Source organism: Agromyces sp. GQ35 (genome assembly GCF_059758475.1).
The window spans coordinates 126148-139297 of the sequence record NZ_JCAXEO010000001.1; the positions used below are offsets into that span (position 1 = coordinate 126148).

13 protein-coding genes are annotated in these 13150 nt (G+C 69.9%); 10 read left to right on the forward strand and 3 right to left on the reverse strand.

What is annotated here, in order from left to right; genetic code table 11:
• Positions 1–2: 2 nt before the first annotated feature.
• Positions 3–977, reverse strand: coding sequence for a carbohydrate ABC transporter permease (locus tag AC6CH0_RS00615; RefSeq protein ID WP_498097581.1), 975 nt, complete (start codon positions 975–977; stop codon positions 3–5).
• Between the two features lie 58 nt (positions 978–1035).
• Positions 1036–2283: an extracellular solute-binding protein gene (locus tag AC6CH0_RS00620; protein WP_498097583.1), complete on the reverse strand. Its 1248-nt coding sequence runs from the start codon at positions 2281–2283 to the stop codon at positions 1036–1038.
• Positions 2284–2711: 428 nt separating this feature from the next.
• On the opposite strand from AC6CH0_RS00620, the gene AC6CH0_RS00625 reads away from it, so the two are divergent.
• The 9 genes from AC6CH0_RS00625 to AC6CH0_RS00665 all read left to right on the forward strand — a co-directional run bounded on the left by AC6CH0_RS00625 (position 2712) and on the right by AC6CH0_RS00665 (position 11981).
• Positions 2712–3581, forward strand: a complete 870-nt coding sequence (locus tag AC6CH0_RS00625; RefSeq protein ID WP_498097585.1) for an SIS domain-containing protein — start codon at positions 2712–2714, stop codon at positions 3579–3581.
• On the forward strand, positions 3581–4555 hold the full coding sequence (locus AC6CH0_RS00630; protein ID WP_498100972.1) for an ROK family protein: 975 nt from the start codon (positions 3581–3583) through the stop codon (positions 4553–4555). Before AC6CH0_RS00625 ends, AC6CH0_RS00630 begins: the two co-directional genes overlap by 1 nt.
• Positions 4552–5520 (forward strand): 1-phosphofructokinase family hexose kinase, encoded by a 969-nt coding sequence (locus tag AC6CH0_RS00635; protein ID WP_498097587.1) that lies wholly within the window; start codon positions 4552–4554, stop codon positions 5518–5520. The genes AC6CH0_RS00630 and AC6CH0_RS00635 overlap by 4 nt, the downstream gene beginning before the upstream one ends.
• Positions 5517–6371 (forward strand): class II fructose-bisphosphate aldolase, encoded by an 855-nt coding sequence (locus tag AC6CH0_RS00640; RefSeq protein ID WP_498097589.1) that lies wholly within the window; start codon positions 5517–5519, stop codon positions 6369–6371. The genes AC6CH0_RS00635 and AC6CH0_RS00640 overlap by 4 nt, the downstream gene beginning before the upstream one ends.
• Entirely contained in the window at positions 6368–7153 is a 786-nt protein-coding gene (locus tag AC6CH0_RS00645; RefSeq protein ID WP_498097591.1) for a DeoR/GlpR family DNA-binding transcription regulator, read from the forward strand. The genes AC6CH0_RS00640 and AC6CH0_RS00645 overlap by 4 nt, the downstream gene beginning before the upstream one ends.
• Complete coding sequence (gene nagA / locus AC6CH0_RS00650) at positions 7154–8314, forward strand: N-acetylglucosamine-6-phosphate deacetylase (RefSeq protein ID WP_498097593.1); 1161 nt, start codon at positions 7154–7156, stop codon at positions 8312–8314.
• Positions 8315–8704: 390 nt separating this feature from the next.
• Positions 8705–10678 carry a sigma-70 family RNA polymerase sigma factor gene (locus tag AC6CH0_RS00655; protein WP_498097595.1) on the forward strand — a complete coding sequence of 658 codons (1974 nt, stop codon included), beginning with the start codon at positions 8705–8707 and terminating at the stop codon, positions 10676–10678.
• Between the two features lie 9 nt (positions 10679–10687).
• Positions 10688–11560 (forward strand): formyltetrahydrofolate deformylase, encoded by an 873-nt coding sequence (gene purU / locus AC6CH0_RS00660; RefSeq protein WP_498097597.1) that lies wholly within the window; start codon positions 10688–10690, stop codon positions 11558–11560.
• A 22-nt stretch (positions 11561–11582) separates the two neighbouring features.
• Entirely contained in the window at positions 11583–11981 is a 399-nt protein-coding gene (locus AC6CH0_RS00665) for a YrdB family protein (RefSeq protein WP_498097599.1), read from the forward strand.
• 14 nt (positions 11982–11995) lie between these two features.
• Here AC6CH0_RS00665 and AC6CH0_RS00670 read toward each other — a convergent pair whose 3' ends face one another.
• On the reverse strand, positions 11996–12565 hold the full coding sequence (locus tag AC6CH0_RS00670; protein WP_498097601.1) for a TetR/AcrR family transcriptional regulator: 570 nt from the start codon (positions 12563–12565) through the stop codon (positions 11996–11998).
• Positions 12566–12622: 57 nt separating this feature from the next.
• Here AC6CH0_RS00670 and AC6CH0_RS00675 point away from each other — a divergent pair, with 57 nt between their 5' ends.
• Positions 12623–13120 carry a DUF2867 domain-containing protein gene (locus tag AC6CH0_RS00675; RefSeq protein WP_498097603.1) on the forward strand — a complete coding sequence of 166 codons (498 nt, stop codon included), beginning with the start codon at positions 12623–12625 and terminating at the stop codon, positions 13118–13120.
• Positions 13121–13150 lie beyond the last annotated feature (30 nt).

The window sequence follows — 13150 nt, forward strand, 5'->3', positions numbered from 1 at the left end:
GCTCAGACCTCCTTCATGGGCTTGACCACACGCACGTAGATCGCGACGATCACGATGACGATGAGGAAGGCGACGACCGAGAGTGCGCTCGCCACGTCGACCTTGTGCTGGTTCTGGATGTACTTGAAGATCATCGTCATGATCGTGTCGGCGTCGTAGCCCGGGATGGACCCGGTCATCACCTTCAGGATCGGCAGCGAGTTGAAGACGTTGATGATGTTGATGAGCACCGCGACCGCGAGGGCGCTGCGAAGCTGCGGCAGCACGACGCCCCAGTAGGTGCGCACGGGGCCCGCGCCATCCATCTTGGCGGCCTCGAGCACCTCGCCCGGCACCGTCTGCAGGCCAGCGAGGATCGTGTACGTCGTGAACGGCAGCGACACGAAGACGGCGACCACGATCGACCAGGCGAAGGCCGTCTCGGGGTTGCGGGTCCACCCGTAGCCCTCGGGCGTCGCTACCAGGCCCACGTCGACGAGGAAGGTGTTGATGATGCCGAAGTACGGTTCGAGGCCGTAGTAGACGACCATCGTCGTCATGACGACGGATGCCGCCCACGGGATGATCACCGCGAGGCGCACGATGCGCCGCCCCGGGAACGCCTTGTTCAAGAGTTGGGCGAGCGCGAGCGAGATGAGCACGGTGGCCGCGACGACCACCACCACCCAGACGATCGTGCGGCCGAAGATCGGCCAGAAGTAGGGGAAGGAGAAGACCTCGATGTAGTTGTCGAAGCCGACGGAGCCCTTGTCGAGACCCGAGATCGAGATGTCGCGGGTCGAGTTGAAGAACATGACGACGGCCGGGAACAGCACGACGCCGAAGATGAGGATGAGGGCGGGGCCGATCCAGGGCAGGGCCGCGAGGAGCTCGCGACCTCCTCGGCGGGGCTTGACCGCATCGGCGGTGCCGCCGGGGCGGGGGCGGCCGGTGGCCGCCCCCGCGGGGATCGATGACGTTTCGGACGTGGTGCTCATGGTTCGGCGGTCACCGATCCCTCCGGGTTGTGCGTGCGGGCGTGCTGGTCGAGCTGGATCAGCCCGCGTCGACCTGGGTCTGGATCTCGGTCAGCACGTCTTGGGCCGGCTTCGTCTGAAGCTGTCCGAAGAGCGCCTTGAACGCGGCATCCGCTGCCGACCACTGCTCGTTGGTGCTCGGGTAGAACTCCGCGTCGGGCAGCACTTCGAGGAACGGCGCGAGCGCCTCTTCGGAGGAGAGCGCCTCAGCGCCCGACTTCGTCACCGGCAGGAAGCCCTCGGCCTGCACCCACGGCACGTACACGTCGGAGGTGTAGTAGTAGTCGAGGAACTTCGTGATCGCGTCCTGCTTGTCGCCGTCGTTCTCGAAGGCCATCAGCTGGTCCATGACGCCGAGCGTGAAGGGTGAGCCGTCTTGCGTGGGGATCGGGACGATCGAGTAGTCGAGCTCGGGGTTGTTCTCCTCGATCTGGCCGACGGTCGGCGGGAGGCCGACCTGCATGCCGATCTGGCCCTGGATGAAGATGTCCATGAGCGGCGACCGGTCGGTCGAGCCCGGGTCGGCCTGGGTGGCGCCCGCGTCGATCATCTTCTTGATCTGCTCGGCGCCCGGCAGGTTCGCCGGGTCGTCGATCGTGATCGCGTCGGCGTCACCGAAGCTGCCGCCACCGCCCCACAGCCAGACGGCCGCCTCGGCCTGTGCCTCTTCCGAGCCGAGCGGCATGCCGTACCCGGCGATGCCGCCGCCGAGCGCGGAGACCTTCGTCGCCGCGTCGAGCAGTTCGTCCCACGTGGTGGGAGGCGCCGTGACGCCCGCCTGCGTGAGCAGCGCATTGTTCACGAACAGCGCGCGGGCCGACGCGATCAGGGGCAGTGCGTAGGCGGTGCCGCCGACCTCGGCGTTCGCGATGAACGAGTCCTGGAAGTCGCTGAAGGTCTCGGGCGAGACGACGTCTTCGGCAGGGTAGAGCAGTTCGTCGGCGACGAAACCGGCGAAGGGGCCGCCGTTGTAGATGTCGGGGGCTTCGCCGCCCTGGATCTTCGTGGCGATCACCGTCTCGAGGTTGTCCCAGGACTGCACTTCGAGCTTGACGTCGATGTCGGTGTTCTCGGCTTCGAACCCCGTGATGACGTCTTCCCAAAGGCCCTGGGTGTTGTCGGAGTAGCTCGGCACGAGCAGGTCGAGGGTGGTCTTGCCGCCGGCTTCGCCGTCGCCCGACCCGCCGCCGAAGCCGCAGGACGCGAGCGTGAGCGATGCCGTGGCCGCGAGCGCGACGGCGGCGCTGAGACGCAGAGACTTCTTCATGGATGCTTCCTCACTGTGGTGGATGGTGCACCCGCGCCGGTGATGGAGCCTCGCGCGACGGTGCGTGTGTTCTGGGCGGGCCTTCTGCGATCGTGCCAGAGTGCTGTTTCCTGAACGTTTCGCCGAGCAAACGATCATGTTCGTTCATCCGACGCTGGAAATCTATGTCGGATGTCGGGGGCCCGTCAAGACGCGCAACACATTCGTTATGAGATTTTGTTCAGATCCCTCACAAACTCGATGTGATGATCGACTCGAATCTCTTCGATCGTTTCCATGATCGTTGCAAGTACGTTGCAGTCATCTACGCTCATCTGCAATCATTGGGAATGTCATGTCGATGCGGACCACCCGTTTCGATCGCCGAACACCTGTCTGGAGCCCTCTTGACCGAGCCGTCGACCACCGCACACGCCCCCGCAGAACACATGGCGGCAGAACTCGCGTCGCAGCCCGAAACCTGGGCGAGGGCTGCAGAACTCCGCGCCGAGCAATCGCGGCTGCCGGCGCACGGCGCACGCATCGCGGTCGTGGGCTGCGGCACGTCCTGGTTCATCGCGCAGTCGTACGCCTGGCTGCGCGAGACGGGCGGTCATGGCGAGACCGATGCCTTCGCGGCATCCGAGGCCTTCGTCGATCGCGGATACGACGCGGTCGTCGCGCTGTCCCGTTCGGGCACGACGACCGAGGTACTGCAACTCGTCGACGACCTCCGCGGCCGGGTGCGCACCGTCGGCGTCATCGGAGACGCGGCGTCTCCGCTCGTCGGGCTCGCCGATGACGCGGTGACCCTCGCCTTCGCAGACGAGCGTTCGGTCGTGCAGACCCGGTTCGCCACGACCGCCCTCGCGCTCTTCCGCGCCTCCCTCGGCGAAGACCTCTCAGGTGCGATCGCCGACGCAGAGCGTGCCGTTGCCGAAGACCTCGCACCCGTGCTGACCGACGCAGAGCAGTACTCCTTCCTCGGCCGCGGCTGGTCGGTGGGCCTCGCCCACGAGGCCGCCCTCAAGATGCGCGAGGCATCGCAATCCTGGACCGAGTCGTACCCCTCCATGGAATACCGTCACGGTCCGATCGCGATCGCCGCACCCGGCCGCGTCACCTGGCAGTTCGGCGAGGCACCAGAGGGCCTCGACGGCGATGTCGAGGCCACCGGCGCCCACTTCGAGGCCGGCCGACTCGACCCGATGGCCGAGCTCGTGCGCGCCCAGCGCGTCGCCCTCGCCCGCGCTCGCGCGAAGGGCCTCGACCCCGACTCGCCGCGCAACCTGACGCGCTCCGTCATCCTCGACGCGTGATGTTCGAGCACTCGTCTCCCGAACCGGCGGGCCTCGGCCCGGGTGACGCCGTGCTCGCCTTCGACGTCGGCGGCACCGACACGAAGTCGGCGCTCATCGATGCGGCAGGCAGGGTGCTCGGCCTCCGCCGCTCACCGACACCGCTCGACCCGACGAACCCGGCCGGCACGATCGTGGCGTCCCTCGCAGAGCTGGCCCGTGAGCATCTCTCCGCAGCGCCCGGCGTCGTGCCGGTCGCCGCAGGCGTGAGCGTGCCGGGACTCGTCGACGAGGTCGCGGGCATCGGCATGTTCGCCTCGAACCTCGGCTGGCGGGATGCGCCGATCCGCTCGCTCGCCGAGCAGGCGCTCGGTCTCCCCGTCACGTTCGGCCACGACGTGCGCGCCGCCGGCGACGCGGAGCACCGGCTCGGCGCCGCCCGCGGCTACGGCGACGTCGTCGTGCTCGCGATCGGCACCGGCATCGCGAGTGCGCTGGTGCTCGGCGGTCGCCCCTACGCGGGAGGCGGCTACGCCGGCGAGATCGGTCATTCCCTCACCGATCCACTCGGCGAACGGTGCGCTTGCGGTGCCATCGGATGCCTCGAGACGATCGCATCGGCAGGCGCGATCGCCCGGCGCTACTCCGCGTCATCCGGAGTCGCCGTCGCCGGCGCACGCGAGGTGCTGGCCGCCGCAACGGCGGGCGACCCGCGGGCGAAGCGTGTCTGGGACGACGCCGTCGAGGCTCTCGCAGAAGCACTCGCCCGGCTCGTCGCCAACCTCGCACCCGAAGCGGTCGTGATCGGCGGTGGTCTCGCCCAGGCCGGCCCCGCCCTGTTCGTGCCGCTCGGCGCACGGCTCGACGCGCTGTTGAGCTTCCACCGACGCCCGGTGCTGCTCCATGCCCAGTTGGGCGACGATGCCGGCCTGCTCGGCACCGCCCTGGCCGCTCGCGACCTCGCCGTCGCGCGCCGAGACGGTCGGGCATCGTGATCCTGACGGTGACGCCGAACCCCGCCCTCGATCTGACGTGGCACGTCGACATGCTGCAGGCGGGCGAGACGCATCGCGTCAACACCGGGTCGACGCGGGCCGGGGGCAAGGGACTGAACGTCGCGCGCGTACTGCACGCGCAAGGCCACGAGGTGACCGCGCTCACGACGTCCGGAGGCGCGGTCGGTTCCGAGTTCGCGGCCGAGCTGGCGGCGAGCGGCATCCGGCACCGCCTCGTTCCCGTTGCAGGGGCGACGCGGCGCAGCATCGCCATCGTCGACGAGGCGAGCGGCGAGACGAGCGTGCTGAACGAGCGCGGCGCCTCCCTCACGCCGACCGAGAGCGCAGCGCTCATGACGAACGCCGTCGAGCTCGCACGCGGCGCCGACGTGGTCGCGATCTGCGGGAGCCTGCCGCCGGGGTTCGGGCCCGAGGAGCTCGGCGAGCTGGTGCATGCCCTGACCATCGCCGGCACGCCGGTCATCGTCGACACCAGCGGCCCCGGCATGCTCGCGGCCGCCCGCGCCGGCTCGATCGCCGTGAAGCCGAACGCCGAAGAGCTCCGCGACGCCACCGGGCTCGACGACCCCGCAGCCGGCATCGACGCACTGCTCGCGCTCGGCGCACGAATCGTCGTCGCCTCGCTCGGCGCCGAGGGCCTCCTGGTCGCGACGGCGGGTGCTCCACGCATCCGCGCCCGCCTGCCGCGCACCCTGCACGGCAATGCGACCGGTGCAGGCGATGCCGCGGTCGCTGCGATCGCCGCGGCCGTGGCGGAGACGCCAGGACTGAGCGAAGACACGCCGGGGGCCGCGGCCGCGCGAAGCCGCCTCGCCCGCCGAGCGACCGCGTGGTCCGCCTCAGCCGTGCTCATGCCGCTCGCCGGCGAGCTCTCCCCCGCTCACCACGACCTCGAACGCGAGATCGTCGTGAGCGCCGACCTCGAGCCGAAAGAGCCAGCATGACCCTGACCCCCACCCGAACCGTCCTGACGGACGCCGTCGCCGCCGGGCGCGGAGTCGGCGCGTTCAACGTGCTGCATCTCGAGACGGCCGAGGCGCTCGCCGGCGCCGCGGAGGCGACCGGGCTGCCGGTGATCCTGCAGATCTCCGAGAACGCGATCCGGTACCACGGTGGATTCGAGCCGGTCGCGCGCGCGACCCTCGCGGTCGCCGAAGCCTCGAGCGCGGCGATCGCCGTGCACCTCGACCACGCGGAGGACGCGGACCTCGCCTTGCTCGCCATCGACCACGGCTTCGGTTCGGTCATGTACGACGGCGCGAAGCTCGAGTTCGCCGAGAATGTCGCGACCACCCGACGGGTCGTCGAACACGCGGCGAGCGCGGGCGTGCTCGTCGAAGCCGAACTCGGCGAGATCGGCGGCAAGGACGGTGCGCACGCGCCAGGTGTCCGCACGGACCCCGACGAGGCCGCGCTCTTCGTCGCCGAGACCGGGGTGGGCGCCCTCGCCGTCGCCGTCGGCTCCTCGCACGCGATGACCGAGCGGGTCGCCGCTCTCGACCTCGAACTCGTCGCGCGTCTTCGGGCCGCCGTGCCGGCGAGTGTCCCGCTCGTGCTGCACGGGTCGTCGGGTGTCGCCGACGAGACCATCGTCGCCGGCATTCGCGCGGGCCTGACGAAGATCAACGTCTCGACCCACCTGAACGCCCGGTTCACCGAGGCGATCCGCCGATTCCTCGATGAGTACCCGAGCGTCGTAGACTCGCGAAAGTACGTCGCCGCCGGCCGCGAGGCCGTCGAAGCGGAAGCGACCCGTCTCCTTCGCCTGTTCGCCGGAAAGGACCCCAACGGATGAACCGTGCGGAGCGCTTGAGCGCCGTGCTCGACCTTCTCTCCGAGAGCGGTCAGGTCGATGTCGACCAGATCGTCGAGCGACTCGAGGTATCGCCGGCCACGGCCCGCCGAGACCTCGACGCGCTGGCCCGCCAACAGCTCCTCACCCGCACCCGTGGCGGCGCGGTCGCGCACTCGGTCGCCTACGACCTGCCGATCCGCTACAAGAATCAGCAGAATCCGGGGGCGAAGGCGGCGATCGCCCAAGCCGCGAGCGCGCTCGTTCCGCGCGGCGCAGTGATCGGACTGTGCGGAGGCACGACCTCGACCGCGATCGCCGATGCACTCATGTCACGCGCCGACATCATGGAGCCGGCACCGGACCCGAGCCTCACCGTCGTCACGAACGCGATCAACATCGCGATGCAACTCGCGATGCGCCCTCAGATCAAGACGGTCGTCACCGGCGGTGTCGTGCACGCCCGCTCCTACGAGCTCGTGGGCGCCTACACCGACGCCGTGCTCGGCAACATCACGCTCGACCTCGCCTTCATCGGGGTGAACGGCATCGATCCTCTCGTCGGGCCGACCTCGCACGATGAGCGCGAAGCAGCCGTCAACGCGCTCATGGCGGCTCGGGCGACGCAGGCCGTGCTCGTCGCGGACTCGTCGAAGATCGACAAGCGGGCGTTCGCGGCGATCGGCCCGCGCCGGCTGTTCTCGACGATCATCACCGATTCGGGCGCCACCGACGACCAGCGCGAGCGACTCTCCGATGCGGGCTACGACGTTATCGTTGCTTAGGTGAGCACCCCACCGGTCGTCATCCATTCCGCGCGTCTCGTGAGCGGTACCGAGACGGTCACCGACGCGTGGGTGCGGTTCGACGGCGACCGGGTCGCCGCGCGGGGAATCGGCGACGACTGGCGCGATGGGATCGCAACTGATGCCGCCCAGGTGACGGATGCCGCGGGGCGCTTCCTCACCCCCGGATTCATCGACATCCACTGCCACGGGGCCGGCGGTGCGGCGGCCGACGAGGGCGAAGCGGCCATCGAGACGATGCTCGCCGTGCACAACGCCCACGGCACGACCCGCACGGTGCTCTCACTCGTGACGTCGTCCATCGACCGGCTCGCGCACGAGCTCACCACGATCGCACGATTCGCCGAGCGCGATCCCCGCGTGCTGGGCGCCCACCTCGAGGGCCCATTCCTCGACCACGAGTTCCGCGGAGCCCATGACCCCGAGCTGCTCCGCGCCGCCGACCTTGCATCCGTCGAGCTGCTGCTCGATGCCGCCGGCGGCGCACTGCGGCAGATCACGATCGCACCCGAGCACGACGGCGCGCTCGACGCGATCGGGCGTTTCACCGAGGCCGGCGTGAAGGTCGCCGTCGGACACACCGGTGCCGACTTCGAGACGGCGCTCGCGGCGTTCGATGCCGGGGCTTCGATCCTCACTCACGCCTTCAACGGCATGCGCGGCATCCATCACCGAGCGCCCGGCCCGGTCGTTGCGGCGATGCGCGCCGACCATGTCACGCTCGAGGTCATCAACGACGGGGTCCACGTGCACCCCGACGTCGTCAAGCTCGCCTTCGCCGGGGCACCCGGCCGGGTGACACTCGTGACCGACGCGATGGCGGCGACGGGTTCGTCCGACGGCGTCTACATCCTCGGGTCGCTCGAGGTCGTCGTCGCCGATGGCATCGCCAGGCTGCGCGAGGGGGGTTCCATCGCGGGCTCGACCCTCACGCAGGACGAGGCCCTCCGACGGGCGGTGCTCGACTGCGGCATCCCGCTCGACGAAGCGGTGGGCGCCGTCACGGTCACTCCTGCCGCCGCGATCGGCCGTGCCGCCGATCTCGGCCGCCTCGACCCAGGGTTCGCCGCCGATGCCGTGCTGCTCGACTCGGAGCTCTGCGTCGATGCCGTCTGGGGCTCCGGCGCACGGCTGGCCTGACCGCTGCGCGCCGCGAAACGTCGACGCCGCCATCGCACCCTCGGACCGGGGTTCGGAGGCGTGTTCCCCATCGCCTCCGAAACCCCGCCCGGGTTGAGCGGCGCGTCGTTCCCCCGACGCTGACCACTCGGTGCCGACAGTGCCGGCATCCGTCTCGGGAGTCGGGTCACCTGAGACGGCAGGGGGTGAAAGCGAAATCGCCTTCACCATGAGAGACGGCGAAGTGCGGGATCTATGACGCGCGATCCCGAAGAAATTTCGTGCGCGCGATTCCCAGCAATCTCTGCTGGAATGTACAGACCCGTGACTCGCGTCATGAAACCCGTCGTGACGCGTCTCTTCAGTGGGCCCGCGAATTCATGGCAGGTCCACGAACCCGAAGGAGCCACCGTGCCACCGCTGCGCACCGACCGATCGGCCGACGCCGCGCTCATCGAGCGCACGCGCCAGGGCGACCGCACGGCGTACGCCGAACTCTGGGCACGGCATTCCGCCTCGGCGCGCACGGTGGCGCGATCGTACAGTTCGCTCGACCCCGACGACCTCGTGGCCGAGTCGTTCACCAAGATCTACAGCACGATCCTCGGCGGCGGCGGGCCGACCGGCGCGTTCCGTCCGTACCTCTTCACGACGATCCGCAACACGGCCGCAGGCTGGGGGCGCGCTCGACACGAGACCACGCTCGACACCCTCGAGTCGTTCGAAGACCCGGCGTCGAGCGAGTCGGCCACGCTCGAAGCACTCGACCGCGGCGCAACGGCACAGGCCTTCCGGTCGCTCCCGACCCGCTGGCAGGAGGTGCTCTGGTACTCCGAAGTCGAGAACATGACCCCGCAGCAGATCGCCCCGCTGCTCGGCATGAGTGCCAACAGCACGGCCGCGCTCGCCTACCGGGCGCGCGAGGGGCTGCGACAGGCGTGGATCCGCGTGCACCTGCGCAACCCCTCCAACGCGCCTGAGTGCCAATGGACCATCGATCGACTGGGCAGCTATACGCGCGGAAAGCTCCGCACGCGCGAGACGACACGCCTCGAGGCGCACCTCGACGACTGCGCCAAGTGCACGATCGTGGCGGCCGAGGCTCGCGACGTCGGCTCCCGCCTCGCGCTCGTGCTGCTTCCGCTCACCGCGGGCATCGGCGGCGCGACCGCCTACTCGGCGTGGCTCTCGCAGGGTGCCCCGGTCGCCGACCTCGCCCTCGGCGCGGCAGGCATGCCCGCGGTGGTCACCGGCCTGCACGCGGGCAGCACGGCCGGCGCAGCCGGAGCCGCGGCCGGAGGTTCCGGCACCGCGGGCGGTGCGAGCGCGGGCTCCGGTGCCGCTGGCACGGCGGCCGGCACCACGACGGCCGGCGGCCTGGTCGGCGCAGTCGGCGGCGCCGGTGTGGTCATCGGAGCCGGCGTCGGCACCCTCGCGCTCGCGGCGGCCGCCGTCGCGGCGGTCATCATCGTGCCGACCCTCACCGCAGCGCCGCCGCCGCCCTCGACATCAGTCGTCGCAGAGCCGGACCGCGGCACGAGCGAGACCCGGCTTCCGGAGGCCGCCGAGCCGGCGCCGCTCCCGGTCGCTCCCCCGGTCGTACCTCCGACCCCCACGGCTCCCCCGGTCGATCTCGAGCCGGAGGAGTTCGTGGCCGAGCCCGCGCCCGAGCCTGCTCCGGTCCCGTCCCCGGTGCCCGATCCGACGACGCCGACGACACCGACCCCGACGACTCCGCCCGATCCCGACCCCGTCGACACGGAGGCCCTTCCGCCCGTCGTGCTCGAGCCCGATACCGCGGGCGGCCTCGTCGACCCCATTCTCACCGGCACCGCGGAAGCCGGTGCACAGATCGTCGTCACCATGAGCGGTGACGGGCTGCTCGAGGGCGGCGCGGCGCTCGCCGATGCGGGCTCCCCTGCAGGTGATGCAGCGATCGACCCCGGCGAACCCCTGACGATGGCTATCGCCGACGGGTCCGGTCGTTGGGTGGCGGAGCCCCGCGGCCTCCCAGCGGGCCGCACCGTGCTGGAGGTCGTGCAGATCGACGATGCCGGGAACACCTCGACCGCAACCCTCATCGATGTCGAACTCCGAACGCCGGCCGCTCACGTGCGACTCTTCCGGGCTGATTTCGAAGGCGACGCGGGAGCCACCGTGCTGTTGGAACTCGACGGAAGAGCGGACACCACCTTCGTGCTCGACGAGCGTGGACGTGCCCGCGAGACGAACGATCCGACGAGGTGGTGGTTCGCCGATTCGATCACCGTGCGGTATCAGTCGGGCACTCGCACCGGGCCGGCGACAGCCGCCACCCGTGCGCCGTGGCTCGAATCCGAGATGGACGCCGCGGCCGTGCCGGAAGCCACCTCGCTCCCCGGGTAATCTGGGCGGATGACCACCGACGCCCCCACCGAACGCCTGCACCACTGGGTCGTCACGCTCAGTTGCACCGACGGCCCCGGCATCGTGCACGCCGTGAGCGGCGCAATCGTCGCCGCCCGTGGCAACATCACCGAGAGCCAGCAGTTCGCGAGCCTCGACACCGGCCGCTTCTTCATGCGCCTGCAGGTGGAGTCTCCCGCGGGCCGTGAAGAGGTCGAGGCCGCGCTGCATCCGGTCACCGATCGTTGGAGCATGCAGTGGCACCTCGACGAGGTCGCCCGGCCGCTGCGCACCCTGGTGCTCGCCTCGACCGCCGGTCATTGCGTGAATGATCTCCTGTTCCGACAGCGGGCCGGCCAGCTGTCGGTCGAGATTCCGCTCGTGCTCTCCAACCACGGCACCCTCCGCGACCTCGTCGACTTCTACGGGGTGCCGTTCGAATCGCTCGCTGTCACGGATGCCGCGTCGAAGGCCGAGTTCGAGCAACGCGTGCTCGCCGCGGTCGACGAGCACGACATCGAGCTCGTGGTGCTGGCGCGCTACATGCAGATCCTCTCCCCCGAGCTGTGCGCCGCACTCGAGGGCCGCTGCATCAACATCCACCACTCCTTCCTGCCAGGTTTCAAGGGTGCGAACCCCTATCGACAGGCGCACGCTCGTGGAGTGAAGCTCATCGGCGCGACAGCGCACTTCGTGACGAGCGACCTCGACGAGGGCCCGATCATCGAGCAGAACGTGGTGCGCGTCGACCATTCGCGTAGCCCGGCCGAGCTCGTCGCGATCGGGCAGGACGAAGAGAGCCGCACGCTCAGCCAGGCGGTGAAGTGGTTCGCCGAGCGTCGGGTGCTCGTCGACGGCGCCCGCACGATCATCTTCCGCTGAGGCGCGGGTAGGCTTGAGGTTCGTGAGCGACGCACAGCATCAGCGCGACCAGCAGCACCGCGACCAGCAGCGCGGCCAGCAACTGAAGATCGGGCCGAACGACATCCTTCGGTTCTTCCTCGAACTCTTCGCGTTCGTCTCCCTCGGCATCTGGGGCTTCCTCGCGTTCCCGTTGCCGTGGCCGGGCGTGCTCGTCGGCATCGGCGCGCCGCTCCTCGCGATCCTCGTCTGGGCGCTCTTCGTGTCACCGAAGGCCGTGTTCCGCGTCGACACGTTCGGCAAGGCGATCGTGGAGATCGCCGTGTTCTCGGCGGCGGCGCTCGCGTGGTGGACCCTCGGCCAGCCGATCGTGGCGATCGTCTTCGCCGTCGTCGCCGCGATCAGCGGCATCGTGAACGGCCGCCGCCAGCTCGCAGACTGACTCCGACCTCGAGCTCATTCGAGCCCGAGACCGCTCGTCGCCATGGTGAACGCCGTTGCGATGAGTTCGGTCTGATCGACATGCATCTCGAAGCCCGCCTGCGTGAGCTGCTGCAGGCCGAGCACGATCGCGAGCGAGGCGATCGCCCGCCGCCGAGCTTCGGCGCGCTCGGCGCCGAGCGCCCCGATGAGTTCGGCGAGGTAGGCGACCCTTCGCTCGCTGACCCGCCAGACGATGTCGCTCACCCCTTCCGGCGCGGCCTCGCGGTAGAGGGATGCTTCGCCGTCTCGCTCTCCAGCGCGTTCGGCGACCGTGGCGAAGAGCCGGGCGAGGCGCTCGGCCGGTGAACCGCCGGGCCCCTCCGCCTCGGCGATGAATCGATCGGTCTCCCGGGCTTCCCAGCGCTCGGCCACCGCTCGGATGAGCTCCTGGCGGTCGGCGAAGTGCCAGTAGAAGGATCCCTTGCTCGTGCCGAGATCACGGGCGATCGCTTCGACCCGAACCGCGGCGAGCCCCGCCGCTGTGAACCGTTCGTAGGCTGCAACGACCCAGTCCGCCGCCGATCTGCTTCCCACCCTTGCCATTCCCGTACGCTACCGTATAGCGTCTTTCCATACGCCAGCGTATGGAGGAGCGATCGCATGACCAGGACCACCCAGCCCGGCTTCTGGTCGAGCGCGCTCCGCGACATCCCGCGCCCCGACTATCTGGACGTGATCGCCGTGCCGTTGCCGCACGACGCGCCCGCCGACGCCCGGCGTTGGGCCGAAGAGCTCTTCGCGCTCGCGTCGATGCCGCCGTGGGTGCGCGTTGCCATGGGTCTGCGGCAGGTGCTCGTGCCGCTGCTCGGGCTTCGCCCGTCTCCGCGCGACACCTTCCGCGTACGCGAGATCGTCGGCGACGAGGCACTCGTCTCAGCCGATGACGCCCATCTCGACTTCCGCTGCGGCGTGGGGGTCGATCGTGACGTGCAGCTCGTGCGGGTCACCACGGTCGTGCGCCTCAACGGCCGCCGGGGGCGCATCTACTTCGCACCCGTGCGGCTCATGCATCCCATCGTCGTGACGTCGATGCTGCGCCGCACCGCTCGCCGACTTGAACGGCGGGGCACTCCGTCGACACACCTCGAGCGGTCCTGACGAGCGACGGTGCGAGGAGTGCCGCGCGAT